The organism is Streptomyces sp. NBC_00667 (genome assembly GCF_036226825.1).
GTDB lineage: Bacteria > Actinomycetota > Actinomycetes > Streptomycetales > Streptomycetaceae > Streptomyces.
Map to the genome: position 1 here is coordinate 5640024 of NZ_CP109022.1, position 26133 is coordinate 5666156.

Here is a 26133-nt window from a genome sequence, read left to right on the forward strand (position 1 = left end):
CGGAAGAGACGGCCTAGGCTGGAGCGTCCGCGACCCGACCCACCGGGGGCCCGATGAAGATCCTCATCTCCGCCGACATGGAAGGCGCCACCGGCGTCACCTGGCCCGCCGACGTCCTGCCCGGGACCCCGCAGTGGGAACGCTGCCGCTCCCTGTTCACCTCCGACGTGAACGCGGCCGTCGTCGGCTTCTTCGACGGCGGCGCCGACGAGGTGCTCGTCAACGAGGCCCACTGGACCATGCGCAACCTGCTGCTGGAGCAGCTCGACGAGCGCGCCGAGATGCTCACCGGCCGCCACAAGTCCCTCTCCATGGTCGAAGGGGTCCAGCACGGCGACGTCGACGCCGTCGCCTTCGTCGGCTACCACACCGGAGCCGGTACCGAGGGCGTACTCGCCCACACCTACCTCGCCAACACGATCACCGGCGTCTGGCTCAACGGGGTCCGCGCCAGCGAGGGCCTGCTGAACGCCCACGTCGTCGCCGAGTACGGGGTGCCCGTCGTCCTGGTCACCGGAGACGACCTGACCTGCGCCGACGCCGTCGGCTACGCGCCCCGCGCGGAGCGCGTCGCCGTCAAGGACCACGTCTCGCGCTACGCGGCGGTCTGCCGCACGCCCGCCCGCACCGCCGCCGACATCCGGACCGCCGCAGAGCGGGCCACCCGCCTGGCCGTCCGCCACGAACCCCACGCGCACGGCCCGTTCACCGTCGAGGTGGAGTTCGACGCCGAGCACCTGCCGGCCGCCGCCACGGTGATCCCCGGTGTCGCACGTTCGGGCGAGCGCCGGGTCGCGTACACCAGCGAGACCATGTACGAGGGCATCCGTACCTTCAAGGCGGTCACGACGGTCGTCTCGGCGGCCGTGGAGGAGCAGTATGGCTGACATGCACCCCACGCAGCCCCTGCACGCCACCGACGGCCCGACGGGCGGGACGGTGGACCGGACGGCGCTCGACGAAGCGGTCGAGTTCACCTCCGGCCTCATCCGCATCGACACCACCAACCGCGGCGGCGGTGACTGCCGGGAACGGCCCGCCGCCGAGTACGTCGCCGAGCGGCTCGCCGCCACGGGGCTGGAGCCGGTACTGCTGGAACGCACCCCGGGGCGGACCAACGTGGTCGCCCGGATCGAGGGCAGCGACCCGTCCGCCGACGCCCTGCTCGTCCACGGCCACCTCGACGTCGTCCCCGCCGAGGCCGCCGACTGGAGCGTGGACCCGTTCTCCGGCGAGGTCCGCGACGGCGTCGTCTGGGGCCGCGGGGCCGTCGACATGAAGAACATGGACGCGATGGTGCTGGCCGTCGTACGGGCCTGGGCGCGGACCGGGACCAAGCCCCGCCGGGACATCGTGATCGCCTACACCGCCGACGAGGAGGACAGTGCGGTCGACGGATCGGGCTTCCTCGCCGACCACCACCCGGACCTGTTCGAGGGCTGCACGGAGGGCATCAGCGAATCCGGCGCCTTCACCCTGCACACCGGCCCGGGCCGGTCCCTCTACCCGATCGCCGCCGGGGAACGCGGAACGGCCTGGCTGAAACTGACGGCGCACGGCACCGCCGGCCACGGCTCCAAGCCCAACCGGGCCAACGCCGTCACCCGCCTCGCCGCGGCCGTCGCCCGGATCGGCGCCCACGAATGGCCCGTCCGGCTCACCGGCACCGTCACCGCCTGCCTCACCGAACTCGCCGCCCTCCAGGGCCTGTCCGTGGACCCGCGCGCCCGCGACTTCGACCTCGACGGGCTCCTCGGCAAGCTCGGCCCGGCCGCCGGCCTGGCCGAGGCCACGCTCCGCAACAGCGCCAACCCGACCATGTTCACCGCCGGTTACAAGCTGAACGTCATCCCGGAGCACGCCACCGCCTACGTCGACGGACGGATCCTGCCCGGCGGCGAGGCGGAGTTCATCGAGACCCTCGACGAACTCACCGGCCCCGACGTGCGCTGGGAGTTCCACCACCGGGAAGTGGCCCTCGAAGCGCCCGTCACCGGACGGACGTACGGGATCCTGCGCGAGAGCGTCGAGCACTTCGACCCCGAAGGGCACGTGGTGCCGTTCTGCATGGCGGGCGGCACCGACGCCAAGCAGTTCTCCCGGCTCGGGATCACCGGCTACGGCTTCTCCCCGCTCAAGCTGCCGCCCGGCTACGACTACTGGTCCCTCTTCCACGGCGTGGACGAGCGGGTCCCCGTGGAAGCCCTGCACTTCGGCGTCCGGGTGCTCGACCGCGCGCTGCGCACCCTGTGACGGGGGCCGGGCGATGACGGCACCCCCGGCCGAGCCCTACGGGAGCTGGCCCTCGCCCATCGACGCCGCGCTGGCGGCCTCGCTCGACGGCCGGCCCGAGTACGTCGGCACCGTCGGCCCCGAGGTGTGGTGGACCGAACCCCGGCCCGCCGAAGGCGGCCGCCGCACCCTGGTCCGCAGGCCCGCGGACGGGGGCCCCGCGCGGTCGGTGCTGGACGCCCCCTGGAACGTCCGCAGCCGGCTCACCGAGTACGGGGGCCGCCCCTGGGCCGGTACCGAACGCCCGACCGGCGGGCCGCTGGTGGTCTTCGTCCACCACGCCGACCAGCGGATGTACGCGTACGAGCCGGATGCGCCCGGCAACCCCCCGCCGCGGCCCCTCACCCCCGTGTCCGCGACCGGCGGCGGGCTGCGCTGGGCCGATCCGGTGCTGCGCGGCGGCGAGGTGTGGTGCGTGCTGGAGGAGTTCACGGGACCCGCGCCCACCGATGTGCGCCGCCTGACGGCCGCCGTCCCCCTGGACGGGTCGGCCGCCGCCGACCGGTCCCTGGTGCGGGAGCTGACCGACGACCGGCACCGGTTCACGACCGGACCCCGGATCTCCCCCGACGGGCGGTTCGCGGCCCGGCTGGTGTGGGACCACCCGCGGATGCCCTGGGACGGCACCGAACTGCTGGTGGCCGCCATCACGGGGACCGGCGGCACCGGGCCCGACGTCCTGGCGGAGCCGCGCACCGTGCTCGGCGGCCCCGACGAGGCCGTGGCCCAGGCGGAGTGGGCCGCCGACGGGACCCTCCTCGCGGTGAGCGACCGCAGCGGGTGGTGGAACCCGTACCGCGTCGACCCGCAGACCGGGGAAGCCGTCAACCTGTGTCCGCGCGAGGAGGAGTTCGGCGGCCCGCTGTGGAAGCCGGGCCTCGGCTGGCTCGTCCCGCTCCCGGACCGGCTGGTCGCCGTCCTGCACGGCCAGGGCTCCTCGGTGCTCGGCGTGCTCGACCCCGACACCGGCGACCTGGTCGACGCGGCCGGGCCCTGGACGGCCTGGCAGCCCACCCTCGCCGTCCACGACACCCGGGTGTACGGGGTCGCCGCCAGCCCGCGCAGCGGCTACGAGGTGGTCGAACTGGACACCGCCTCCGGTCACGCCCGGGTCATCGGCGCCCGGGCCGCCGACCCCGTGGACCCCGCGTACTACCCGGAGCCGCAGAGCCGGACCTTCCTCGGTCCCGGCGGCCGGGAGGTCCACGCCCACGTCTACCCGCCGCACCACCCCGAACGCCCGGCGCCCGCCGACGAGCTGCCCCCGTACGTGGTGTGGGCCCACGGCGGCCCCACCGACCACGTGCCGCCCGTACTGGACCTGCACATCGCCTACTTCACCTCGCGGGGCATCGGCGTGGTCGAGGTGAACTACGGCGGCTCCTCCGGCTACGGCCGCGCCTACCGCGAGCGGCTGCGCGAGCAGTGGGGCGTGGTCGACGTGGAGGACTGCGCGGCCGTGGCCCGGGCACTGGCCGCCGAGGGCACCGCCGACCCCGGCCGGCTCGCGATCCGGGGCGCCAGCGCGGGCGGCTGGACGGCGGCGGCCTCCCTCGCCGCGACCGACCTGTACGCCTGCGCGGCGATCATCTACCCCGTGCTGGACCTGACGGGCTTCGCGCAGGAGACCCACGACCTGGAGTCCCACTACGTCGACGGCCTGGCCGGGCCGCCCCCGGTCCTGGGCCTACGCTGCCGCGAACGCTCCCCGGTGGCACGCGCCGACCGGATCACCGCCCCCTTCGTCCTGCTGCAGGGCCTCGACGACCCGGTCTGCCCGCCGGCCCAGGCGGAGCGCTTCCTGGCCGCCCTGCGGGGCCGCTCGGTGCCGCACGCGTACGTCGCCTTCGACGGGGAGGGCCACGGCTTCCGGCGCGCGGACACCATGACCCGCGCCCTGGAAGCCGAACTCTCCCTCTACGCCCAGGTGTTCGGCCTCGAACGGACGGACGTGCCGAAGCTGCGACTTGAGCCCTGACATGCCCGCCCGGACGGCGGCGTCCGGACCCAAGGCCACCGCTTTGCGTAATCCTGACCGGTGGTGATCCGCAGAACCCCTGTGCACCGGCCGGTACGGCGTGTTCCATTCCTCCATGGCCACCACCGTCCGACGTGCTCTCCTCACCCTCCCCGCCGCCCCGACCGGCCCCGAGAACCCACTGCCCGCCCTGCGCGCGCCCGCCGAGGTACACGTACTGGACGAGCGGGCGCGCCACGGGCTGCCGCGCGACATGGCCCGCCAGATCGGCTACGAACCGCTGCGTTCACTGCTGCCCGTCCGGATCCGCGACGGGTACCGGCGCGAACGGCGCAAACGGGACTTCGAAGCGGTCGTCATCGAGAACGCCCAGCTGCGGGTCACCGTACTGCCCGGGCTCGGCGGCCGGATCCATTCGCTCGTCCACCTCCCCACCGGACGCGAACTCCTCTACCGGAACCCGGTGTTCCAGCCCGCGAACTTCGCCCTCAACGGCGCCTGGTTCTCCGGCGGCGTGGAATGGAACACCGGCGCCACCGGTCACACCACCCTGTCCTGTGCCCCGCTGCACGCCGCGCTCGTCCCCGCGCCCGACGGCGGCGTGATGGTCCGGCTGTGGGAGTGGGAGCGGCTGCGCGACCTGCCGTTCCAGGTGGACCTGTGGCTGCCGCAGGACTCGGAGTTCCTGTACGTCGGCGTCCGCGTCCGCAACCCGCACGAACGGCCCGCCCCCGTCTACTGGTGGTCGAACACCGCCGTCCCCGATGCCCCCGGCAGCCGTGTGCTGGCCCCGGCCGACGAGGCCTGGCACTTCGGGTACGAGCGTTCGCTGAGGCGGATCCCGCTCCCGCAGTGGGAGGACGCGGACCGCACGTACCCGCCCCGCAGCGAGCACCCCGCCGACTTCTTCTACGAGGTCCCGGAAGGCGTCCGGCCCTGGATCGCCTCCCTCGACGCCGAGGGCCGCGGACTCGTGCAGACCTCCACCGGGCTCCTGCGCGGGCGCAAGCTGTTCACGTGGGGCTCGGGCGACGGCGGTCGGCGGTGGCAGGAGTGGCTGACCGAGCCCGGTACGGGCGGCTACGCCGAGATCCAGGCCGGGCTGGCCCGTACCCAGCTGGAGCACGTACGCCTGGAGGCGGGTGAGGAGTTCGCCTGGCTGGAGGCGTACGGCCCGCTGTGCGCGGACCCGGCCGCCGTGCACGGCCCCGACTGGGCGGCGGCGCGCGGCGCGGCCGCGGCCGCGCTGGACTCCGCGCTGCCCGCCGAGCGGGTGGAGGCGGCGTACGCGGCGTGGCGCGGGTCGGCCGACGAGGCGCCGGGGGAGCGGCTGGCGACGGGCTCCGGGTGGGGCGCGCTGGAGGTGCTCTGCGGGGGCTTCGAGCTGCCCGGCACGCCGTTCCCGGAGTCGACGCTGGGGGAGGCCCAGGCGCCCTGGCTGGAGCTGTGGCGCACAGGGGTGTTCCCCGCGCCGCGCAGGGTGGCTCCGCCGGGGGACACCCTGGTGGCCCCGCACTGGCGGGACATGCTGGAGACCGCTCCCGCCGACCCGCTGACCGAGTACCACCTGGGCGTCGCGCAGTGGCACGCCGGTGACGTGGCCCAGGCCGTGCGCAGCTGGGAGCGGGGCCTGGCGCTCGCACCCTCGCGGTGGCCGCTGCTGCGGTGCCTGGCGGTGGCCGACGCGCTGGCCGGTGACACCGAACGGGCCGCGGACCGGTACGCCGAGGCCTTCGACGACCTGGCGCACGAGAGCCGGGGAGGCGAAGCGTGGCTCGCCGCGGAGTCCGCGCTGGGGCGGGAGGCGCTGGAGGCCCTGCTGGCGGCCGGCCGCCTCACCGCGGCCCGCTCGGTCTGGGACCGGCTGCGGCCGGCCCTGCGCGAACACGGCCGCTTCCGGCTCCTCGCGGCCCGGCTGCTGGCGGCGGAGGGCCACCTCGGCGCGGCCCGGCGGGTCTTCGAGGACGGCTTCGAAGTGCCGGACCTGCGCGAGGGGGAGGAAACCCTGGAGCAGATCTGGTCCACCCTCACGGACCGTCCCCTGCCCCCGGCGTACGACTTCCGCATGCGGCCGAAGACGCCCTGACGCCTGACGCCTGACGCCTGACGCCTGACGCCCGCGGCCATGGCGGATGACGAGTGGCGGCCGGCGTCCGACGGACGCCGGTCCCTCGCGCGCCCCGGCCCCGGGCCTACGCGCGGGCCAGGACCTCCCCGTTCAGGACCGAGAACCAGGCGTCCGGCGCCGCGCCCCACGCGTGCCAGGCCTCGGCGATCGCGGCCAGCCCGGCCGGTGTGGCGTGACCGCCGGAGGTCGCGATCGCCGCGTACGCCGACGCCGTCGTACGGTCCGCCCACAGGCCGGACCACCAGGCGACCTCCTCCGCGGTGGCGTAGCACCAGGCCGTCGCCGAGGACGCCACCTCGGTGAAGCCGGCCGCGCGCGCCCACGACAGCAGCCGGCGGCCCGCGTCGGGCTCTCCGCCGTTGGCGCGCGCCACCCGCCGGTACAGGTCCAGCCACTGCTCCAGGCCCGGCGTCCGCGGGAACCAGGTCATCGCCGCGTAGTCCGCGTCCCGCACCGCCACGATCCCGCCGGGCCGGCACACGCGCCGCATCTCGCGCAGCGCCCGCACCGGGTCCCCGACGTGCTGGAGCACCTGGTGGGCGTGGACCACGTCGAACGAGTCGTCCGGGAAGTCCAGCGCGTGCACGTCCGCCGTGGCGAACTCGACGGGCGCCGCGGGCGCGCGCCGCTCCACGTACGCCCGGGCCTGTTCCAGGACGTCCGCCGCCGCGTCGACCGCCGTGACCCGGCCGCCCGGGGACACCAGGTCCGCCAGGTCCGCGGTGATGGTGCCGGGACCGCAGCCGACGTCCAGGACCGACATGCCCGGCCGCAGTTCGCCGATCAGGTAGGCGGCCGAGTTCTCGGCGGTGCGCCAGCGGTGGGAACGCAGGACCGACTCGTGGTGGCCGTGCGTGTAGACGGCGGTCTCCTTCATGGCGGTGACTCCTCTTCGTCGAAGCGTGTGATCACCGTAGAGGACGGGACCGCCATGTGAGATATGCGTTTTGATATGTAGACACCCCCCTTTCCGGGCACGGGCGCTGACCTGGTCGGTGGCAGGTCGAGTCGGGTACGAGGACAGTGGGGCCCGTGGGGGCCCGACCACGCCGGAGGGCGGTGGGAGCCATGCCCGAGACCCTGCTCCGACAGCACGCCGAAGCGCTGCGGCTGTTCGGCGGGCGGGTGCGCGCCATCGCCGAAGGGCAGTGGGCAGCCCCTACCCCGTGCACCGAGTGGACCGTGCGGGACCTGGTCAACCACGTCACCGGCGAGCAGCTCTGGGTGCCGCCGCTGGTCACCGAAGGGCGCACGGTGGAGGAGGTCGGCGAAGAGCTCTCCGGCGACCTCCTCGGCGAGGACCCGGTCGTCGCCTGGGACCGGGCGGCCGTCGCCGCGCACTCCGCCTTCGCCGCGCCCGGTGCGCTCGACAGGACGGTGAAGCTCTCCTACGGTCCCGCGCTCGGGTCGGCGTACTGCGCGGAACTCACCGCCGACTGCGTCGTGCACGCGTGGGACCTCTCGCGGGCCATCGGCGCCGACGACCGGATGCCGGACGGCCTCGTCGAGTTCTCCCTCAAGGAGGTCATGCCGTACGCGGACGCGCTCGCCCCGTCCGGGATGTTCGCGCCGCCGCTGGAGGTCGCGCCGGGGGCGGACGCCCAGACCCGGCTGCTGGGGCTGCTCGGGAGACGGGCCTGACGGATCCGCGGGCCTGGCGCACCCGGCGAGCCCGGGCGGTCGATAGAGGGTAGATAGCCGTATAACGGGCATGGTCCGGCGGTGAGGGCGCCCCGGAGGCCGAACGACGGAACGAGGGAAGGCGGCGGCGCGATGTCGGGGACGGCGGGGCCGGCGGGGCCGGGGCGGACCACGGCACAGGAGCGCGGCAACGTCCGCTACGGGCCGCCCGCCCCCCAGCCCGGTCTCCCCGTCCTGCCCGAACTGACCGCCGTCCTCGCCGGGGCCGCCGGCCGGGCCGCCCCGGAACCCCCGGGCGGCGGGGAGGGGGTCCGGCAGGCCGCGTGCGGTTTCTGGGCCCGGCGCGGGCTGGCGACCCGGGCGGAGGACGTCGCCGCCGGGCCCGGTGCTCCCGGCCTGCTGCTCGCGCTGCTCGGGGCGTACGGCGGCGACGTGATGCTGCCCAGGCCCTGTCCCGCCTGGTGGACGCCGCAGGTCCGGCTCCTGGGACGGCGGGCCTACCACGTCCCGACCCCCGCCGAGTGCGGCGGCGTACCGGACCCCTACGCGCTGCTGGAAACCGTCCGGCGGGTGCGCGCCGAAGGCGGTGACCCGCGCGTCCTGCTGCTGTCCGTCGCCGACGACCCGACCGCCACCGTGCCGCCGCCCGAGATGCTCCGCGAGGCGTGCGAGGCCGCCGAGAGCGCCGGGCTGTTCGTGGTCAGCGACGAAAGCTGGCGGGACACCGTGCACCGACCGCACGAGACGCTGGTGCTCAGCCCCGCCGAGATGCTCCCCGACCGGGCCGCCGTACTGGTTGACCTGTCCGGCTCCCTGCTGCCGGCCGGCTGGCCCGCTGCGGTGGTCCGCTTCCCCGCAACCCCGCGCGGAACCTGGCTGAGGGCGCGCACGCTCGACGTCCTCACCGCCACCGGCGCGCTCGTCGCGGGCCCGGTCGCGGGGGCCGCCGCGCACGCGCTCGGCGAACCCGACGCCGTCGCGGAACGGGCTTACGCGGCCGCCGCCCTGCACGGCGCCGTGGCCACCGCAGCGCACCACGAGCTGCTCGCCGCCGGGGCGTTCGCCCGGCCCCCGCAGGCCGGCCGCCACCTCTACGCGGACCTCACGCCGCTGCGCGCCGGGCTGTCCCGGCAGGGGGTGGGCGACGCGATGGAACTGGAGGACTGGCTCGGCGCCCGGCTCGGGGCGCCCACGCCCGGCGCCCAGCGGTTCGCGGACGCACCCGACGCGCTGCGCGTACGCCTGTCGACGGGACCGCTGCTGGGCTCCGGGCCCCGGGAGCGGCTGGCTTCCCTCACCGCCCCGGACCCCCTGGAGCTGCCCCACGTACGGGCCTCGCTGGACCGGCTCCGGTCGGTGCTGGCGGAGCTGGCGGACTGACCCGAACCCCACCCGACCCCCCCGGGGAAGCGGTCCGGGCCCGCCCGACCCGGCCGTCCGGGCGACCCGCCCGGTCAAGGCACCTTGTTCAAGGCACCCCGTTCATGGCACCCCGTTCATGGCACCCCGTTCATGGCACCCCGTTCATGGCACCCCGTTCAGGGGGCCGGACGCAGCCGGTGCCACAGCGCCGGGGCCGCGCTGATCAGCAGCGTCACGCCCACCGCCACGGCCACGCCCTTCCACGGCTGCGAGAACAGCGACCCGCCCAGGATCCCGATCAGCCCGTACGTGCCCGCCCACGCCAGGCACGCCGGCCCGTCGCCCCGCGCGAACCGCCGCAGCGGCAGCCCCGCCAGCAGGCACGCCAGCATCACCGGTATCCGCCCCGCCGGAACCAGCCGCGAGACCACCAGGACCAGCACCCCGTGCTCCTCCAGCCGGAGCTGCGCCTGCGCCAGCCGCTCGGGCGTGGCCCGGCCCCGCAGTCGCTCCAGCCACCGCGAGCCGCCCCGCGAGCGCACTCCGCTGCGCCCCAGCCAGTACAGCGCGAGGTCCCCGAGGAAGGCGGCGAGCGAGGCCACCGCGAACACGAGCAACAGGCCGAACGGCAGCGTCTGCTGATGGAACGCCACCACCGCCGCCGAACTCACCAGCGCTCCCGTCGGGATCACCGGCACCAGCGCCCCCAACGCCACCAGCACGAACAACGCGGGGTAGCCCACTGCCTGCTGGGTGCTCTGCGCCGCGTCCTGCCACAGCGTCACGGCAGCCGCACCCGGTCGCCGTGCGCGAGGGCCCGTACCGTCACCTTGGGGGCCAGCCGTGCCGCGAGGCGGACGAACTCCGTCCCGGGGGAGTGGAATTCGTGCGGCCGGACGGCGTCCATACCGATCGGCCAGTACGTCCCGTAGTGCACCGGAACCGCCGCCGCGGGCGCCAGTTCCGCCAGTGCCCGCGCCGCCCGGCCCGCGTCCAGGTGCCCCGGCCCCAGGTACGGCCCCCAGCCGCCCACCGGCAGCAGCGCCACGTCCACCGGCCCGACCTCCTCGGCCATCGTGTCGAACAACCCGGTGTCCCCCGCGAAGTACGTCCGCGCCGAGCCCTGCACCACGTACCCGAGCGCCGGTGCCCGCCGGGGCCCGAACGGCAGCCGCCGGCCGTCGTGCCGCGCGCTGACCGCCCGCACGCGCAGCCCGCCGCCCACCGTCACCTCATCGCCCGGCGCCACCTCGCTCACCGCCAGCCCGCGCACTCCCGCGAGCCGGGCCAGCCCAGGTACGGCCCCCACCGCTCCGCGCGGCACCAGCAGCCGGGTGCCGGGCGCGAGCCGGGCCAGCGAGGGCAGGTGCAGATGGTCGGCGTGCAGGTGCGAGACCAGCACCACGTCCGCGTCGGCCGCCTCCGGCGGCGGCAGCGCCCCGCGCCGCCTGCGCAAGTGCGCGAGCCGGCGCGCGAACAGCGGGTCCGTCAGCACCCGCACGCCGGAGTCCGCCACCGTGCAGGTGGCATGCCCCCACCAGGTGATCTCCACCGCCACGTGGCTCTCCCTCCTCTTCCCCCGAGGGTAGGCCGATGCGCGCGCAACCGTGACCGATCGTCCCCTCCTCCCCGTACGGGGATCGGAGTAGGGTCTCGCGCCATGGATGCGCTGCGCGTGGCCGCGATCGCCAGCCTGGCCCCGCTCGAAGAACTCGACGCCGATCCCTTCGCCGTGGACACCCGCGGCCAGCACGCCATGTGCGCGCGCTGGGCCGCCGCACAGGGGTACGTCGTGACACGGCACCTGCTGGTCTACGGCCTGCGCGCCGACCACTGCGGGCTCTGGCGCGACGTCGACGCTGGACAGGTCGACCTGTTCGTCACCGCCAACCGCCGGGTCCTGGCCCGCGCGCTGCGCTCCGTCGAGGAGTTCACCGCCGAGTGCGAGCGGCGCGGCGTGCGGCTGGAGACCGCGGGCCAGGACGAGCCGACGTACACCTCCGCCATGAAGGCCGAGGTGCACCGCAGGCTCTCCATGCCGACCGCCGGCTACGACGGGACGTAGGACCGGATCCGAGCGCCCCTGCCCACGCCCCCTCCCGTGTGACCCCGCCCGTGCGACGCTGGCAGGGGAGAACGGGAACGGGGGTGCGGCGTGGGGCGACGGCGGTGGCGCACGGCGGGCAGCGCGCTGGTGCGGGTGATCCTGGTGTGGGCGGTCTCCACGCTCACCATGCTCGTTCTCGCGGGCGTGCTGCCGGACTTCCGCCTCCAGGCGGCGGGCCCCGGCGGCGACAGCCTCACCCGCATCGGCCTGACGGCCGCGTGGGGCGCCGGGGCCTTCGGCCTGCTGAGCGCGCTGGTGTGGCCGCTTCTCGTCCGGGCCCTGCTGCTGGTGCCCGCACTGGTGCTCGGTCTGCTCGTCTTCTTCCTCAACGGCTCGCTGCTGCTGATCGCGATCGGCCTGGTCCCCGACGGGCACGGCGAGGTGGCCCCCGAGACGGCGGTGGTCGTCGCCGCGGCGATGTCCGCGGTGGCGTCGGCGACGTCCACCGCGCTCGCCGTACGGGACGACGAGGCGTACCGCCGCAGGCTCTACCGGCTCGCCGACCGGCGCCGCCGCCGCGGACCCGGCGCCCGGGCACGCGGCGCGGGCCGCCCGGCGCCCGGCCTGGTCTTCCTCCAACTGGACGGGGTCGGCCACGGGGAACTGCACCGCGCGCTGGAGCGCGGTCTGATGCCGACGGCGGCCGGCCTGCTGGAGCGGGGCCACAAGGTCACGCCCTGGCGCACGGACTGGTCCAGCCAGACCGGCGCCAGTCAGCTCGGCATCCTGCACGGCTCCACCTTCGACGTGCCGGCCTTCCGCTGGTACGAGAAGGACACCGGCGAGGTGATGGTCTGCAACCGCCCCGCCAGCGCCGCCGAACTCCAGCGCCGCGCCATCGCCCGCACCGGCGACGGGGGGCTGCTCACCCTCGACGGCGCCAGCCGCGGCAACCTGTTCAGCGGGGGCGCCGACCAGCTCGCGCTGGTGCTCTCCCTCTCCGCCCGGCGCGGGCGCGCCAACCGCTCCCGCGCGGGCTACTTCGCGTACTTCTCGGACCCGGCCAACGCCGTCCGCACCGCCGTCTCCTTCGTCGCCGAGGTGGGCCGGGAGATCGGCCAGTCGCTGCGGGCCCGGGTGCGCCGCCAGAGCCCGCGCGTCGGCCGCGGGGGCCTGTACCCGCTGATCCGGGCCTTCGCGACCGTCGTCGAACGGGACGTGGTCGTCGCGGCGGTGGTCGGGGACATGCTCGCGGGGCGGGCCGCCGTCTACGCGGACCTCGTGGCCTACGACGAGGTCGCGCACCACTGCGGACCGCACGGCCCCGACACCGACCAGGTGCTGGCCCGCCTCGACCGCAGCCTCGCGCTGATCACCCGGGTCGCCGAGCACGCCCCCCGCGCCTATCGGATCGTGCTGCTCTCGGACCACGGCCAGAGCCCCGGGGAGACCTTCCTCGGCCGGTACGGGCTCACCTTGAAGGACCTGGTCCGGGCGGGCTGCGGGCTGCCGGTACCCCGCCGGGCCGGTCGTACCCGCAGCGGCGCCGAGGCCCGGGCGGCGGTACTCGCGGCCCTCCACCGGCCGGTGGAGGAGGGGGAGGGGGCGCACCGGGCGACGGGTTCCGACCCGGTGGTGCTGGCGTCGGGCAACCTCGGGCTGATCTCCTTCCCGGACGTGCCGGGGCGGGCGGGCCGGGCCTGGATCGAGCGCGCCCACCCCGCCCTGCTGCCCACCTTGGCCGACCACCCGGGCGTCGGCTTCCTGCTGGTGGACGGCGAGGTGCTGGGCCCGGGCGGCGCGGTGGCCCGGCTGGACCGGCCCGGCGAGGCAGAGGCGCTGCTGGCAGCCTTCGGCCCGGGCGCGGCCGAGGCCGTCCGTCGCACGGACTCCTTCCCGCACGTGGCCGACATCATGGTCAATTCGGCGTGCGATCCGCGGACCGGGGTGGTGCACGCCTTCGAGGAGCAGATCGGCTCGCACGGCGGCCTCGGCGGGGAGCAGGGGCACGCGTTCTTGATGTGGCCGCCGGAGCTGTCGGATCCGGGGCCCGGGCTGGTGGGCGCCGAAGCGGTGCACCACGTCCTGCGGCGCTGGCTGCGGGAGGCGGACGGGCCGCAGGTGCCGGTGGCGGCTCCGGCGCAGGATTCGCGGCCGGAGACCGCCGCAAGCGGAATACTTCCGTCCGCGGGGGTGCCCGTACAGGACGAAACCCGCTGATTTGGTGCGGCCTTTGGCGTGGACGACGATGTGCCGACCCGTCCAGCATATGAAACACCTGAGGCGCACCACCCGTGAGCACCACCCTGCACGCCCCGGAGCCCGGCCCGCGGACCACCCCCGCCCCCGCCCCGGCGAGTACCCCCGAGGACCGCGCGGCCGGCCCGCACGTCCGCCGCTTCGGTCTGCCGATCGCGACCTGCCTGGTGATGGGCAACATCATCGGCGGCGGCATCTTCCTCCTGCCCGCTTCGGTGGCCCCGTTCGGCACGATCAGCCTCGTCGCCTTCGGCGTGCTCACCCTCGGCGCGATCGCCCTCGCCCTGGTCTTCGGCCGGCTCGCCGAGCGGCACCCGCAGACCGGCGGCCCCTACGTCTACGCCCGCGCCGCCTTCGGTGACTTCGCCGGGTTCCTCGCCGCCTGGAGCTACTGGATCACCACCTGGGTCTCGAACGCGGCCCTCGCCGTGGCCGCCGTCGGCTACCTCCGCGTGCTCTTCCCGGCGCTCGGTGACCACACGTGGTCCATGTGCCTGGGCGCCCTCGCCGTGCAGTGGCTGCCGGCGCTCGCGAACCTGGCCGGCACCCGGTACGTGGGCGCGGTCCAACTCGTCTCGACCGTCCTCAAGTTCGCCCCGCTGCTGCTGGTGGCCGTCGGCGGACTGTTCGCCTTCGACCCGGCGAACCTCGGCCCCTTCCGGGCCACCGGCCAGAGCCCCGTCGGCGCGGTCTCCGCCTCCGCCGCGATCCTGCTGTTCAGCTACCTCGGCGTCGAGTCCGCCGCCGTCAGCGCCGGCGAGGTCCGCGACCCGGCCCGCAACGTCGGCCGGGCCACCGTCCTCGGCACCACCGGCGCGGCCGTCGTCTACCTGCTGGGCACCCTCTCCGTCTTCGGGCTGGTCGCCCACGACCGGCTCGTCACCTCCCAGGCGCCCTTCTCCGACGCCGTCGACGCCATGTTCGGCGGCACCTGGGGCGGCACCCTCGTCGCCTGCGCCGCGGTGATCTCGATGGTCGGCGCCCTCAACGGCTGGACCCTGCTCAGCGCGCAGACCCCCTACGCGGCCGCCCGGGACGGCCTCTTCCCCAAGGTCTTCGAGACCAGGCGGCGAGGGGTCCCGGTGGCCGGCGTCCTCGTGACCGCCGCCCTGGCGTCCGCCTTGACCGTCTACAACTACACGGCCGGCGGCGACGGCGTGTTCGAGGTGCTGGTGCTGGTCACCACCTTTACGGCGACCGTCCCCTACCTGCTGTCCACCGCCGGCCAGGTCTACTTCCTGGCTTCCGGGCAGCGCGACCGGGTCCGGCGCGGCCGGCTGGTCCGCGACGCGGCCCTGGCCTGCCTCGCCTTCGCCTTCTCCATGTGGCTGGTGGCGGGCTCCGGCTACGCGGCCGTCTACCAGGGCGTCCTGTTCCTCTTCGCGGGCGTCTTCTGCTACGCCGTGATGGCCGCGCGCAAGTCCCGCGCCACCGCCTGAGCCGGAGCCCTTGCACGAAACCGGCCCGGGCCCCGTACGTACGGGGCCCGGGCCGGTTTCGTGAGCCGGTCCGATCAGTCCAGGTAGTCGCGCAGCACCTGGGAACGCGACGGGTGGCGCAGCTTCGACATGGTCTTGGACTCGATCTGGCGGATCCGCTCGCGGGTGACCCCGTACACGCGGCCGATCTCGTCCAGCGTCTTCGGCTGGCCGTCGTTGAGGCCGTAGCGCATGGAGACGACGCCCGCCTCACGCTCGGAGAGCGTGCCCAGGATCGACTGGAGCTGCTCCTGGAGGAAGGTGAACGACACCGCGTCGGCCGGGACCACGGCCTCGGAGTCCTCGATGAGGTCACCGAACTCGCTGTCGCCCTCCTCACCCAGCGGGGTGTGCAGGGAGATCGGCTCGCGGCCGTACTTCTGGACCTCGATGACCTTCTCCGGGGTCATGTCGAGTTCCTTGCCCAGCTCCTCCGGAGTGGGCTCGCGGCCGAGGTCCTGGAGCATCTGGCGCTGGACACGGGCCAGCTTGTTGATGATCTCGACCATGTGCACGGGGATGCGGATGGTGCGGGACTGGTCGGCCATGGCGCGGGTGATCGCCTGCCGGATCCACCAGGTCGCGTACGTGGAGAACTTGAAGCCCTTGGTGTAGTCGAACTTCTCCACGGCGCGGATCAGACCGACGTTGCCCTCCTGGATCAGGTCCAGGAAGAGCATGCCGCGGCCGGTGTAGCGCTTGGCGAGCGAGACCACGAGACGGAGGTTGGCCTCCAGCAGGTGGTTCTTGGCCCGGCGGCCGTCCTCGACGAGGATCTCCAGCTCGCGCTTGAACGCGGGCTTGTGGTCGTCCTCCTCTTCGAGCTTGTACTCGGAGAACAGACCCGCCTCGATGCGCTTGGCGAGCTCGACCTCCTGCTCGGCGTTGAGGAGGGGGACCTTGCCGATCAGCTTGAGGTAGTCCTTGACGGGGTCGGCGGTGGCGCCGGCCACCATGACCGTCTGCGCCGGGGCGTCGTCCTCGTCGTCGTCGGAAAGTACGAAGCCCTGGGTGCCGCCGGCCTTGGGGGCCTCTTCCTCGACCTCGTCGGCGAGGTCCTCGGCCGCCCAGTCCTCGCCCTCGACGGCCGGGGTCTCGGCCTCGTCGGAGTCCTTGGCGCCGGTCTTCTTCGCCGCGGCCGTCTTCTTCGTGACCGTGGCCTTCTTGGCGGCGGTCTTCTTGACCACGCGCTTCTTGGGCTCGGCGGCGGCCTCGGCCGTCACCTCGTCCTCGGCGGTGGCCTGCGGAGCGGATATCGCCGCCGCGGCGGCGGGGGCGGTGGCCGATGCCTTGCGCGCGCCGATGGGGCGAGGTGCGGCCGTCGCCTTCTTGGTCACGGTGCGGGCCGGCGCGGCCGCCGCCTTGCGGGGCTTCTTGACGGCGGCCTTCGTGGCGGGCGCCGCGCTGACGTGCAGCGCGACACCCTCCTCGTCCAGGACCTGGTTCAGGCTGCGCAGGACCCGCTTCCACTGGTCCACCGGGATGCGGCCGGCCTCGAAGGCCTGACGCACGTCGTCACCGTTGATGTGACCCTGCTCGCGGCCGCGCTCGACGAGCGCGACGAGGGCCTCCGATTCGGCGATCTCCGGAGGGAACGTACGGGACGGGCTGAGCGACACAAGGAGCCTCTCGTTGCGAACAATTAAGGGTGGGCGGGACATCATCGCGCGAACTCGGGAAACAGACCCGAGGGGGTTCTGTATTCCGGGCTGCGCGAGGACACCTGTCGGTTCATCGCACGCCCGAGTCGATTCGTTACGCGCTGAATTGAGTGACCTGCGCCACGCTGTGGCCGCGCAACCCGATACGGCCCTGATCCGTCCGCCCTCCTCCCGCCCCCGCCTCAGTCCGATTTGCGGGCTTCAATGAGGAAACGGGCGGTGTGTGCGACGAACGGGCCTTCACGCCCGATCCGTTCGTGCAGTTCGCGCAGCCGGTCGCGGTAGTGCCCGACCGTGAAGCCCGGCACCATCCAGATCACCTTCCTCAAGAAGTAGACCACGGCGCCGATGTCGTGGAACTCCGTACGCAGCCGCTCGGAGCGCAGGTCCACGACCTCCAGGCCGGCGGCCGTCGCCCCCGCGAGGGCGTCGTCGGGGTGCCGGGCCCGCCGCACCTCCTGCGGCTGCGGGCCGAGGAAGTACTCCACGAGCTCGAAGACGCTCGCCGGACCGACCTGCTGCGAGAAGTACGTGCCGCCCGGGGTCAGCACGCGGGCGATCTCGTCCCACCACACGGTCACCGGGTGCCGGCTGCTGACCAGCTCGAAGGCCTCGTCGCCGAACGGCAGCGGCGGCTCGTCGGCGTCCGCGACCACGGCCGCGCCCAGCGGGTGCAGCAGTCGCGTGGCCCTGGCCACGTTCGGCGGCCAGGACTCGGTGGCCACCGTCAGGCGGGGCAGCGGCCCGGCGCCCGCCAGCACCTCCCCGCCGCCGGTCTGGATGTCCAGGGCGGAGCGGACACCCGCCAGCCGCCCGCCCAGCAGTTTCTGGTAGCCCCAGGAGGGCCGCTGCTCGGTGGCCCGGCCGTCGAGCCAGGAGAAGTCCCAGCCCTCCACGGAGACCGAGTCCGCCTCGCCGACGAGATCGTCGAAAGTGCGCGTCATGTCGGAATCCTCCCAGCTCCCGTTCCGGTGATCCACCGGGTTGTCGCACAGCCCGCCGGGGCCGCTCGAGGAGTCCGCCCGCCGGGGTCCGCCCGAAGGGGCCCGTCCGCCGGGTCGACTAGAGTGGGCGGCGGGCCGTGACTGGCGTTCGGGTGGATCACCACCGGGGAGCGGCCCGGCGTACCCGCATCCCGTACGTCGACTGCCGCGCGCCTGGGCGAACCGCGACCGCGAAACCGCAGCGACGCTCAGGAGACCCCATGACGACCGCCCAGGCCCACACCCCGGACCGGACCGCCCGGCTGATGGACGGCACCGCCCTCGCCCGCCGCATCTCGAAGCAGACCGCCGCCCAGGCCGCCAAGCTCACCGAGCGCACCGGCACCGCCCCCTGTCTGGCGACCGTGCTGGTCGGCGAGGACCCGGCGTCGGTCACCTACGTACGCATGAAGCAGAACCGTTGCGCCAAGGCCGGGATCACCTCCCGCCACGTGGAGCTCCCGGCGCAGACCACCACCGCGGAACTGGTCGCCAAGCTCACCGAGCTCTCCGAGGACCCGCAGATCAGCGGCATCCTGCTCCAGCACCCCGTCCCGCACCACATCGACGAGCGCGCCGCCTTCGAGGCCATCGCCCCCGGCAAGGACGTCGACGGCGTCACCATGCACTCCTTCGCCGCCATGGGCTTCGGCCTCCCCGGCTTCGTCTCCTGCACGCCCGGCGGCATCATGCGGCTGCTGGAGGCCTACGACGTCGACCTCACCGGCAAGCACGCCGTGGTCGTGGGCCGCAGCGCGATCCTGGGCAAGCCCGCCGGGATGCTCCTGCTGGAGCGCAACGCCACGGTCACCTACTGTCACTCGCGCACCGTGGACCTGCCCTCGATCGTGCGCCAGGCAGACGTGCTGGTCGCCGCCGTCGGCAAGGCGGAGTTCATCCGGGGCGAGGACATCAAGCCGGGCGCGGTCGTCCTGGACGCCGGGTACAACGAGGGCAACGTCGGCGACGTCCACTTCGAGTCGGCCGCCGCCCGCGCCTCGCTGATCACCCCGGTGCCCGGCGGTGTCGGCCCGATGACCATCGCCGTCCTGCTGGAGCAGACCGTCCGGGCGGCCGCCGCCCAGGCCGGCCTCGACCTCGCGGAGCTCTGAGCCCCACCCGCCACCGGCGGCCCGCGCCGCGCCGGGGCGGTCAGGGGCCCAGTGAGCGCAGGTACTTCGCCGTCGCCGGGTCGGCCGGGAGGAGGGTCTCCACGGCCAGCTCGGCGACGGTCACGTCCATCGGCGTGTTGAAGGTGGAGATCGAGGACACGAAGGACAGGACGTGTCCCTCGTGCTCGATCACCAGCGGAAGCGCGAGGTAGGCGGTCGCTTCCGCCGGCTCCCCGTCCCCGGGCCGCCCGCGCTCCGCCACCGGGTACGCCGCCACCTCCTCGTACAGCGCGCGCAGCGCCCGCGAGCGGGCCGTCGCGAGCTGCCGTTCCATCTGCGCCAGCAGGTGCCCGCGCCACTCGCGGAGGTTGTGGATCCGCGGGGCGAGCCCCTCCGGGTGCAGGGTGAGCCGCATCGCGTTCAGCGGGGGCTCCAGCAGGTGCTCCGCCACGCCGCCCAGCAGCATCGTGATGCCCCGGTTCGCCGCGACCACCTGGTACGTCGCGTCCACCACCAGCGCCGGATACGGCTCGTACGCGTTCAGCAGCCGCTCCAGCCCCTCGCGCAGCACGCCCAGCTCCGGCGCGTCCAGCGGGGTGCAGGCGTACCGGGGCGCGAAACCGGCGGCCACCAGCAGGACGTTGCGTTCCCGCACCGGTACGTCGAGGTGCTCCGCCAGCCGCAGCACCATTTCCTCGCTGGGCCGGGAGCGGCCGTTCTCCACGAAGCTGATGTGCCGGGACGAGGAACCGGCGCGCCCCGCCAGTTCCAGCTGACTGATACCGCGCTGCTCCCGCCACGTACGCAGCAGCGCGCCCACACCCGCAGAGGTCATGGCCCGACGTTAGCCGGAAGACCGCGAGAAACGGTACGTGCCGGTGCGCGGGGGGCCTCCCGACGGCACGTGCTGTGGGAACCTTGACACCACGTCAGGCAGTCGGGCCGACCGGAGCGTGAAGGAGCGTGTGGATGTCGGGCGAGCCGCTTTCCCAGAAGGAGATCGAGGACCGGCTGCGGGAACTCCCGGGCTGGGCCTTCGAAGACGACCGGATCCAGCGCACGTACCGGCTGGGCAGCCACCTCGCGGCGAGCGCGCTCGTCGCCCACATCGCCGTCGTGCAGGACGAGTTGGACCACCACTCCGACCTCACCCTCGGCTACAACACGGTCCGGGTGTCGGTGAACACCCACAGCGCGGGCGACGCGGTCACCGAGACCGACCTCGCCCTGGCCGAGCGAGTGGAGGCGCTGGCCCCCGCCCACGGGGCCCGCTGATGCCGGGGGCCGGGCCGGCGCCGCTGGTCGACCACGCCGCGGAGGCCGTCGCCCACGACGCCGCCCGCGGCGGCGCCCCGCGCGCCGGGGCGGCCGCCGCCGCCGTCCTCGGCCTCCTCCCGCCCACCGCGGGCACCCTCCTGGACGTCGGCTGCGGCACCGGCGTCGTCACCACCCGGCTGACCCGCCCCGGCCTGCGTGTCCTGGGCGCCGACGCCTCGTACGCGAGGGCCGCGACGGCCGCGCGGCGCGGGGTCCCGGTCGTACTCGCCCACGCGACCCGGCTGCCCTTCCCGGCGGCCTCCCTGGACGCGGTGAGCGCGGTGTGGCTGCTGCACCTGCTGCGGGAACCGGGCGCGGTGGCGGCCGTGGTCGCCGAGGCCGGGCGGGTGCTGCGTCCCGGCGGGGTCTTCCTGACCACCGTGGACAAGGACGCCGCGCACGACGTGGGCAGCGACATCGACGAGGTGTTCGCCCCCCACCTGACGGACGGCCCCCCGGACGCGGCGGCGCAGGTCACCGCCCACGCCGCCGAGGCGGGGCTGCGCCCGTACGGGGACGCCCCGTTCACGGGCCACGGGCAGGGCCGCACCCCGCGCCGGGCGGCCGCCGACCTGCTGGCCGGGCGCTACGCCTCCCACGTCAGCCCCCGCGGTGTCAGTGCACGGGAGCTGGCGGACCGCCTGGAACGGCTGCCCGGCCAGGACACCCCGCGCCAGGAGCCGACGTACCGCCTCCAGGGCTTCGTCAGCGGCTTCGGCCCCGGCTGAGCCGACGCCGAGCCGCCGGCCGGGCCCCGGCCCGCGGACAACCCGCCCGGTCCGGGCCCCTCAGGCGTCGAAGACGTCCGGGTCCGGGCCGATCCGGCGGGCCGAGGGGCCGGAGCCCAGCGCGTCCAGTGCCGCCATGTCCTCGGTGTCGAGCGCGAAGCCGAAGACGTCCAGGTTCTCCCGGATCCGCTCCGGCGTGACGGACTTGGGGATCACGACGTGACCCGACTGGAGGTGCCAGCGCAGCACCACCTGTGCGGCGCTGCGCCCGTGCTTGGCCGCTACCGTGGCCACCGCCGGGAGGGTCAGCAGCTCCTTGCCCTGCCCCAGCGGGGACCAGGCCTCCGTGGTGATGCCCAGGCGGGCGTGCAGGGTGCGCAGCTCGGTCTGGGGGAGGAGCGGGTGCAGCTCGATCTGGTTCACCGCCGGGACCAGGTCGGACACCTCACCGAGCCGCTCCAGGTCCGCCGGGCGGAAGTTCGACACGCCGACCGCCTTCGCGCGGCCGCTCGCGGCGATCTCCTCGAAGGTCCGCCAGATGGCCAGGACGTCGTCGCGCATCGGGCGCGGCCAGTGGATCAGGTACAGGTCGACGTGGTCCAGCGCCAGCTTGGCCAGCGAGTCGTCGAACGCGCGCAGCACCTCGTCCCGGCCCCAGCGCTGCGACGGGCCGTTCCAGAGCTTGGTGGTGACGAACAGCTCCTCGCGCGGCACACCGGACGCGGCGAGCGCCTTGCCGGTGCCCTTCTCGTTGCCGTAGATCGCGGCGGTGTCGACGCTGCGGTAGCCCGCCTCCAGCGCCGTGCCCACCGCCCGCTCCGCCTCGTCGTCCGGGACCTGCCAGACGCCGTAGCCGAGCTGGGGCATGAGGGTGCCGTTGTTGAGCTTGATGCCGGGGACCTGGTTCACGTCGGGTCGTTCCTCGCGATCGGGTGGGGTGGGGTCGTGCCGGTGCGCCTGCGACGACGTGTCGGACGACAACCGGCCACGCCCAGGACGTATTCCCGCCATCCGGGCGGCCTAACGGCCGGTCCCCGGCCTCCGGACCGGCGCGTGCGCGCCGTCAGTGCGCGTACATGGCCGCGACCTCCGCCGCATAGGCCTTCTCGATCGCCCTCCGCTTCAACTTGAGGGAAGGGGTCAGCAGCCCGCCTTCCTCCGTGAACTGCCCGGCCAGCACCCGGAACGTGCGGATCGCCTCGGCCTGCGAGACCAGCGTGTTCGCGGCGACCACGGCCCTGCGCACCTCCGCCGTCAGCTCCTCGTCGTGCACCAGCTCCGCCGCCGCGCGCTGCGGCAGCCCCCGCATCGACAGCCAGTGCGCGACGCCCTCCACGTCCAGTGTCAGCAGCGCCGCGATGTACGGGCGGTCGTTGCCCACCAAGACGCACTGCGACACCAGCGGATGCGACCGTACCCGTTCCTCCAGGGCCGTCGGAGAGACGCTCTTGCCGTTGGAGGTCACGAGGATCTCCTTCTTGCGCCCGGTGATGGTCAGGTACCCGTCGTCGTCCAGCCGGCCCAGGTCCCCGGTCGCCAGCCAGCCGCCGCGCAGCACCTCTTGCGTGCCGCGGGCATCGTTCAGGTACCCGGAGAAGATGTGGCCGCCGTGCAGCCAGACCTCCCCGTCGTCGGCGATGTGCACCGTGCAGCCGGGGATGGGCGGGCCCACCGTCCCGTACTTCGTCGCCCCCGGCGGGTTCGCGGTGGCCGCCGCCGACGACTCCGTCAGGCCGTAGCCCTCGTAGACGGTGATGCCCGCGCCGTCGAAGAACAGGCCCAGCCGGCGCGACATCGCCGATCCGCCCGACATCGCGTGCCGGACCCGGCCGCCCATCGCCTCGCGGACCTTGCCGTACACCAGCTTCTCGAAGAGCTGGTGCTCCATGCGCAGCCCGGCGGAGGGGCCCGGGCCGGTACCGAAGGCCTTCTGCTCGCGTGCCTCCGCGTACCGCACGGCGGTTTCCACCGCCCGGTCGAAGGGGCCGGTGCGCCCCTCGGCCTCCGCCTTGCGGCGGGCCGCCGCGAACACCTTCTCGAAGACGTACGGGACCCCCAGCACGAACGTCGGCCGGAACGCGGCGAGGTCGGGCAGCAGCTCGGCCGCCGCCAGCACCGGCTGGTGCCCGAGCTTGACCCGGGCGCGGACGGCCGCCACCTCCACCATCCGCCCGAAGACGTGGGCCAGCGGCAGGAAGAGCAGCGTGGACGGCTGTTCGCCTGACCCGGCCTGGAAGACCGACTCCCATCGGGTCACCATCGTGTCGGCCTCGAACATGAAGTTCGCGTGGGTGAGGACACAGCCCTTGGGGCGGCCGGTGGTTCCGGAGGTGTAGATGACGGTGGCGACCGCGTCCGGCGTCACCGCCCGGCGGTGCCGGTGCACCACGTCGGGCGCCACCCCCGCCCCGTCCGCGACCAGTTCGGCCACGGCCCCGGCGTCGAGCTGCCACAGCCTGCGCAGGCCGGGGAGGTGCTCGATGACCGAGCCGACGGTCATGGCCTGGTCCTCGTTCTCGACGACGCAGCCCGTGCACCCGGAGTCGTGCAGGATCCAGTGCACCTGCTCGGCGGAGGACGTGGGGTACACGGGCACGGGCTGGGCGCCGATGGCCCACAGGGCGAAGTCGAACAGGGTCCACTCGTACCGGGTCCGGGACATCACCGCGACCCGGTCGCCGAAGCCGATGCCCTGGGCCAGCAGCCCCTTCGCGAGCGCCAGTACCTCCTCGGCCAGCTCGCCGGAGGTCACGTCGCCCCAGACCCCGTCCGTCTTGCGGCCGAGCACGACCCGGTCCGGGTCCTCGCGGGCATGCTGGAAGACGATGTCGGCCAGGCCGCCGGTCGGCATGCCTGCGACCACGGGTGGGACGGTGAACTCGCGCAACATCCCGCTCCTCTCCGTGCGGCGCCGCGACGCTATCCCACGCGACCGGCCGACCGGCACCCCCCGGGAAACCTCCACAAGATCCCCCCGGGCCTTCCGGGGTACGTGTGACCTGCACGGAGGCGTCCGGGTGCTCCGGTGCGGGCGCTCCGGCGGACCGCCTCACGGCCTGCTCTGGGGCCGGCCGTCCGGAGCGGGCCTGCCGTGGCCCGCCGCTCAAGCCTGCCGGCTCAGCCGGTCGCCGCCGGAGAGGACGGCGGCCGCCAGTGCGTCCGAGGCGGCGGTCGGCCGCCGCCCCTGGAGCAGCGCGAACTCCACCGGTCCCAGCTCCGGCAGCCCGCCGACGCGGGCCAGGCCCGGCGGGATCAGGCCCCGCGTGTGCGCCATCACCCCGAGCCCCGCGCGGGCCGCCGCGACCAGCCCGCTCAGGCTGCCGCTCGTACAGGCGATCCGCCACGCCCGCCCGTCCCGCTCCAGCACCTCCAGGGCCCGCGCCCGGGTGATCCCCGGTGGCGGGAAGACGATGAGTGGAACGGGTCGCTCCGGGTCCACCCGCAGCCCCTGCGCCCCGATCCACACCATCCGGTCCCGCCACACGAGACGGCCGCGCTCGTCATCCGGCCCGCGCCGCTTGGCCAGCACCAGGTCGAGGCGCCCCGCGTCCAGCCGCTCGTGCAGGGTGCCCGACAGCTCGACGGACAGCTCCAGGTCCACCTCGGGGTGCTCCTGGCGGAAGGTCCCCAGGATCTCGGGGAGCCGGGTCAGTACGAAGTCCTCCGACGCCCCGAAGCGCAGCCGGCCGCGCAGCCAGGTGCCGGCGAAGAAGGCCGCCGCCCGCTCGTGCGCCTCCAGGATGGTCCGGGCGAAGCCGAGGAGGGCCTCGCCGTCCCCGGTCAGCTCGACGCTGTGGGTGTCGCGGGCGAACAGCGGCCGGCCCGTCGCCTCCTCCAGCCGCCGCACGTGCTGGCTGACGGTGGACTGGCGCACCCCGAGCCGCCCCGCCGCCTGCGTGAAGCTGAGCGTCTGCGCGACGGTCAGGAAGGTACGCAGCTGGACCGGGTCGTACATACCGGGACCGTTCATCGCTCCATGCTATTGCGGTACGTGATGACAGTCAGTGCGGTGTACGGGTTTCCCGATGACCATCGCCGGCGCCAGCATGGGGAAGTCCCGCCCCTCGTATTCAGAGAGCACCCGCATGCGCCGCCCCCGCCCGTCCGCCCGGTTCCCGCTGGACCCCTACGTCCTGGCCCTGCTCGCGACGGTCGGCCTCGCCGCGCTGCTCCCCGCCCGGGGCGCCGCCGCCACCGTCGCCGGGGCGGCCCAGTCCTTCGCCGTCGCCCTGCTCTTCTTCCTCTACGGTGCCCGGCTCTCCACCCGCGAGGCCCTGGACGGCCTGCGCCACTGGCGGCTCCACCTCACCGTGCTCGCCGCCACCTTCGCCGTGTTCCCGCTGCTGGGCCTGGCCGCCCGCGGGCTCGTCCCCGGCGTCCTGACCCCGCCGCTCTACCAGGGCGTGCTCTTCCTCTGCCTGGTCCCCTCGACCATCCAGTCCTCCATCGCCTTCACCTCGATCGCCCGGGGCAACGTGCCCGCCGCCCTCTGTGCCGGCTCGTTCTCCAGCCTCGTCGGCATCCTCGTCACGCCGCTGCTCGCCGCCGGGCTGCTGGGTGGCGCCACCGGCGGCTTCTGCGCCGACTCCCTGCTGGGGGTCGGACTCCAGCTGCTGTTGCCGTTCCTGCTGGGCCGGGCCCTGCGCCGTTGGGTCGGCGGCTTCCTGGTCCGCCACAAGAAGGTGCTCGGCCGCGTGGACCGGGGCTCGATCCTGCTCGTCGTCTACGCGGCGTTCAGCGCCGGTGTGGCCGCCGGGATCTGGCGGCAGGTCAGCCTGCCGCGCCTGGCGGCGCTGATGGGAGTGGAGGCCGTACTCCTCGCCGTGATGCTGCTGGTCACCTGGTACGGGGCCGGGCGCCTCGGATTCGGCCGTGAGGACCGCATCGCGATCCAGTTCGCCGGGTCGAAGAAGAGCCTCGCGGCCGGACTGCCCATGGCCGGCGTGCTGTTCGGCGCACAGGCAGGCCTGGCGGTGCTGCCGTTGATGCTGTTCCACCAGATGCAGCTGATGGTCTGTGCGGTGCTGGCCCGCCGCCGGGCCCAGGACCCCGTCCCCGTCGACGGCACCGAACTGCCCGGCCGCCGTGTGGCGGAGGTCTCCCAGGCGGTCCAACACCCCGTCGCGCAGGCCCGGTAACGTGCGTCG

Annotated in this window: 22 protein-coding genes and 1 riboswitch; of the genes, 13 read left to right on the top strand and 9 right to left on the bottom strand. The window is 74.4% G+C overall.

The genetic code is table 11. The annotated features are described in order from the left end of the window. Window positions 1-53 precede the first annotated feature (53 nt). From OHA81_RS25800 to OHA81_RS25815, 4 genes are all read left to right on the top strand, one after another. Window positions 54-887: a M55 family metallopeptidase gene (locus OHA81_RS25800; RefSeq protein WP_329199665.1), complete on the top strand. Its 834-nt coding sequence runs from the start codon at window positions 54-56 to the stop codon at window positions 885-887. Continuing rightward, a complete protein-coding gene (locus OHA81_RS25805; RefSeq protein WP_329199667.1) occupies window positions 880-2253 on the top strand; it encodes a M20/M25/M40 family metallo-hydrolase in 1374 nt (457 codons plus the stop codon). The genes OHA81_RS25800 and OHA81_RS25805 overlap by 8 nt, the downstream gene beginning before the upstream one ends. Window positions 2254-2266: 13 nt before the next feature. Beyond that, window positions 2267-4270, top strand: a complete 2004-nt coding sequence (locus OHA81_RS25810; protein ID WP_329199669.1) for a prolyl oligopeptidase family serine peptidase — start codon at window positions 2267-2269, stop codon at window positions 4268-4270. Between the two features lie 115 nt (window positions 4271-4385). After that, window positions 4386-6356, top strand: coding sequence for a DUF5107 domain-containing protein (locus tag OHA81_RS25815; protein WP_329199671.1), 1971 nt, complete (start codon window positions 4386-4388; stop codon window positions 6354-6356). Between the two features lie 106 nt (window positions 6357-6462). Here the strand turns inward: OHA81_RS25815 and OHA81_RS25820 are convergent, their stop codons facing one another. Continuing rightward, window positions 6463-7275, bottom strand: coding sequence for a methyltransferase domain-containing protein (locus OHA81_RS25820; RefSeq protein ID WP_329199673.1), 813 nt, complete (start codon window positions 7273-7275; stop codon window positions 6463-6465). Window positions 7276-7466: 191 nt separating this feature from the next. On the opposite strand from OHA81_RS25820, the gene OHA81_RS25825 reads away from it, so the two are divergent. Then, window positions 7467-8039 (top strand): TIGR03086 family metal-binding protein, encoded by a 573-nt coding sequence (locus OHA81_RS25825; RefSeq protein WP_329199675.1) that lies wholly within the window; start codon window positions 7467-7469, stop codon window positions 8037-8039. A gap of 132 nt (window positions 8040-8171) precedes the next feature. Next, window positions 8172-9419, top strand: a complete 1248-nt coding sequence (locus OHA81_RS25830; protein WP_329199677.1) for an aminotransferase class I/II-fold pyridoxal phosphate-dependent enzyme — start codon at window positions 8172-8174, stop codon at window positions 9417-9419. Window positions 9420-9577: 158 nt separating this feature from the next. On the opposite strand, the gene OHA81_RS25835 is transcribed toward OHA81_RS25830, so the two are convergent. Both OHA81_RS25835 and OHA81_RS25840 read right to left on the bottom strand, forming a co-directional pair. After that, window positions 9578-10186 carry a DedA family protein gene (locus tag OHA81_RS25835; protein WP_329199679.1) on the bottom strand — a complete coding sequence of 203 codons (609 nt, stop codon included), beginning with the start codon at window positions 10184-10186 and terminating at the stop codon, window positions 9578-9580. Then, window positions 10183-10959, bottom strand: a complete 777-nt coding sequence (locus tag OHA81_RS25840; RefSeq protein WP_329199681.1) for an MBL fold metallo-hydrolase — start codon at window positions 10957-10959, stop codon at window positions 10183-10185. The genes OHA81_RS25835 and OHA81_RS25840 overlap by 4 nt, the downstream gene beginning before the upstream one ends. 102 nt (window positions 10960-11061) lie before the next feature. Between OHA81_RS25840 and OHA81_RS25845 the strand changes: the two genes are divergently transcribed. The 3 genes from OHA81_RS25845 to OHA81_RS25855 all read left to right on the top strand — a co-directional run bounded on the left by OHA81_RS25845 (window position 11062) and on the right by OHA81_RS25855 (window position 15146). Beyond that, the gene (locus OHA81_RS25845) at window positions 11062-11466 is read left to right on the top strand and encodes a hypothetical protein (protein ID WP_329199683.1); all 405 of its coding nucleotides are present in this window, start codon (window positions 11062-11064) and stop codon (window positions 11464-11466) included. Between the two features lie 90 nt (window positions 11467-11556). Then, the gene (locus OHA81_RS25850; RefSeq protein ID WP_329199685.1) at window positions 11557-13668 is read left to right on the top strand and encodes a phage holin family protein; all 2112 of its coding nucleotides are present in this window, start codon (window positions 11557-11559) and stop codon (window positions 13666-13668) included. A gap of 74 nt (window positions 13669-13742) precedes the next feature. Continuing rightward, window positions 13743-15146, top strand: a complete 1404-nt coding sequence (locus OHA81_RS25855) for an amino acid permease (RefSeq protein ID WP_329199687.1) — start codon at window positions 13743-13745, stop codon at window positions 15144-15146. A 74-nt stretch (window positions 15147-15220) separates the two neighbouring features. Here OHA81_RS25855 and OHA81_RS25860 read toward each other — a convergent pair whose 3' ends face one another. Next, entirely contained in the window at window positions 15221-16804 is a 1584-nt protein-coding gene (locus OHA81_RS25860) for an RNA polymerase sigma factor (protein ID WP_329199689.1), read from the bottom strand. 224 nt (window positions 16805-17028) lie between these two features. Then, complete coding sequence (locus OHA81_RS25865; protein ID WP_329199691.1) at window positions 17029-17790, bottom strand: methyltransferase domain-containing protein; 762 nt, start codon at window positions 17788-17790, stop codon at window positions 17029-17031. Between the two features lie 127 nt (window positions 17791-17917). Then, a riboswitch (ZMP/ZTP riboswitch) is annotated at window positions 17918-18016 on the top strand. Window positions 18017-18050: 34 nt separating this feature from the next. On the opposite strand from OHA81_RS25865, the gene OHA81_RS25870 reads away from it, so the two are divergent. After that, entirely contained in the window at window positions 18051-18941 is an 891-nt protein-coding gene (locus OHA81_RS25870) for a bifunctional 5,10-methylenetetrahydrofolate dehydrogenase/5,10-methenyltetrahydrofolate cyclohydrolase (protein WP_329199693.1), read from the top strand. A gap of 40 nt (window positions 18942-18981) precedes the next feature. Here OHA81_RS25870 and OHA81_RS25875 read toward each other — a convergent pair whose 3' ends face one another. Further along, window positions 18982-19776: a helix-turn-helix domain-containing protein gene (locus OHA81_RS25875; RefSeq protein ID WP_329199695.1), complete on the bottom strand. Its 795-nt coding sequence runs from the start codon at window positions 19774-19776 to the stop codon at window positions 18982-18984. A gap of 134 nt (window positions 19777-19910) precedes the next feature. Between OHA81_RS25875 and OHA81_RS25880 the strand changes: the two genes are divergently transcribed. Together OHA81_RS25880 and OHA81_RS25885 are read left to right on the top strand one after the other, a co-directional pair. Further along, entirely contained in the window at window positions 19911-20216 is a 306-nt protein-coding gene (locus tag OHA81_RS25880; RefSeq protein WP_329199696.1) for a 4a-hydroxytetrahydrobiopterin dehydratase, read from the top strand. Further along, window positions 20216-20986 carry a class I SAM-dependent methyltransferase gene (locus OHA81_RS25885; RefSeq protein ID WP_329199698.1) on the top strand — a complete coding sequence of 257 codons (771 nt, stop codon included), beginning with the start codon at window positions 20216-20218 and terminating at the stop codon, window positions 20984-20986. The genes OHA81_RS25880 and OHA81_RS25885 overlap by 1 nt, the downstream gene beginning before the upstream one ends. 60 nt (window positions 20987-21046) lie before the next feature. On the opposite strand, the gene OHA81_RS25890 is transcribed toward OHA81_RS25885, so the two are convergent. The 3 genes from OHA81_RS25890 to OHA81_RS25900 form a co-directional block, all read right to left on the bottom strand. Then, window positions 21047-21895, bottom strand: a complete 849-nt coding sequence (locus OHA81_RS25890) for an aldo/keto reductase (protein ID WP_329199700.1) — start codon at window positions 21893-21895, stop codon at window positions 21047-21049. A gap of 154 nt (window positions 21896-22049) precedes the next feature. Beyond that, on the bottom strand, window positions 22050-23873 hold the full coding sequence (locus OHA81_RS25895) for an AMP-dependent synthetase/ligase (RefSeq protein WP_329202549.1): 1824 nt from the start codon (window positions 23871-23873) through the stop codon (window positions 22050-22052). Window positions 23874-24089: 216 nt separating this feature from the next. Beyond that, window positions 24090-24941, bottom strand: a complete 852-nt coding sequence (locus OHA81_RS25900; RefSeq protein ID WP_329202551.1) for a LysR substrate-binding domain-containing protein — start codon at window positions 24939-24941, stop codon at window positions 24090-24092. Between the two features lie 130 nt (window positions 24942-25071). On the opposite strand from OHA81_RS25900, the gene OHA81_RS25905 reads away from it, so the two are divergent. Next, the gene (locus OHA81_RS25905) at window positions 25072-26124 is read left to right on the top strand and encodes a bile acid:sodium symporter family protein (protein ID WP_329202553.1); all 1053 of its coding nucleotides are present in this window, start codon (window positions 25072-25074) and stop codon (window positions 26122-26124) included. Window positions 26125-26133: the final 9 nt, after the last annotated feature.

Bases quoted from the DNA above. Each gene is read 5' to 3' on its own strand.
- OHA81_RS25885 (WP_329199698.1), top strand. From the start codon at position 20,216: ATGCCGGGGGCCGGGCCGGCGCCGCTGGTCGACCACGCCGCGGAGGCC.
- OHA81_RS25810 (WP_329199669.1), top strand. From the start codon at position 2,267: ATGACGGCACCCCCGGCCGAGCCCTACGGGAGCTGGCCCTCGCCCATC.
- OHA81_RS25845 (WP_329199683.1), top strand. From the start codon at position 11,062: ATGGATGCGCTGCGCGTGGCCGCGATCGCCAGCCTGGCCCCGCTCGAA.
- OHA81_RS25830 (WP_329199677.1), top strand. From the start codon at position 8,172: ATGTCGGGGACGGCGGGGCCGGCGGGGCCGGGGCGGACCACGGCACAG.
- OHA81_RS25875 (WP_329199695.1), bottom strand. From the start codon at position 19,776: ATGACCTCTGCGGGTGTGGGCGCGCTGCTGCGTACGTGGCGGGAGCAG.
- OHA81_RS25825 (WP_329199675.1), top strand. From the start codon at position 7,467: ATGCCCGAGACCCTGCTCCGACAGCACGCCGAAGCGCTGCGGCTGTTC.
- OHA81_RS25815 (WP_329199671.1), top strand. From the start codon at position 4,386: ATGGCCACCACCGTCCGACGTGCTCTCCTCACCCTCCCCGCCGCCCCG.
- OHA81_RS25865 (WP_329199691.1), bottom strand. From the start codon at position 17,790: ATGACGCGCACTTTCGACGATCTCGTCGGCGAGGCGGACTCGGTCTCC.
- OHA81_RS25800 (WP_329199665.1), top strand. From the start codon at position 54: ATGAAGATCCTCATCTCCGCCGACATGGAAGGCGCCACCGGCGTCACC.
- OHA81_RS25805 (WP_329199667.1), top strand. From the start codon at position 880: ATGGCTGACATGCACCCCACGCAGCCCCTGCACGCCACCGACGGCCCG.
- OHA81_RS25870 (WP_329199693.1), top strand. From the start codon at position 18,051: ATGACGACCGCCCAGGCCCACACCCCGGACCGGACCGCCCGGCTGATG.
- OHA81_RS25820 (WP_329199673.1), bottom strand. From the start codon at position 7,275: ATGAAGGAGACCGCCGTCTACACGCACGGCCACCACGAGTCGGTCCTG.
- OHA81_RS25900 (WP_329202551.1), bottom strand. From the start codon at position 24,941: ATGTACGACCCGGTCCAGCTGCGTACCTTCCTGACCGTCGCGCAGACG.
- OHA81_RS25905 (WP_329202553.1), top strand. From the start codon at position 25,072: ATGCGCCGCCCCCGCCCGTCCGCCCGGTTCCCGCTGGACCCCTACGTC.
- OHA81_RS25880 (WP_329199696.1), top strand. From the start codon at position 19,911: ATGTCGGGCGAGCCGCTTTCCCAGAAGGAGATCGAGGACCGGCTGCGG.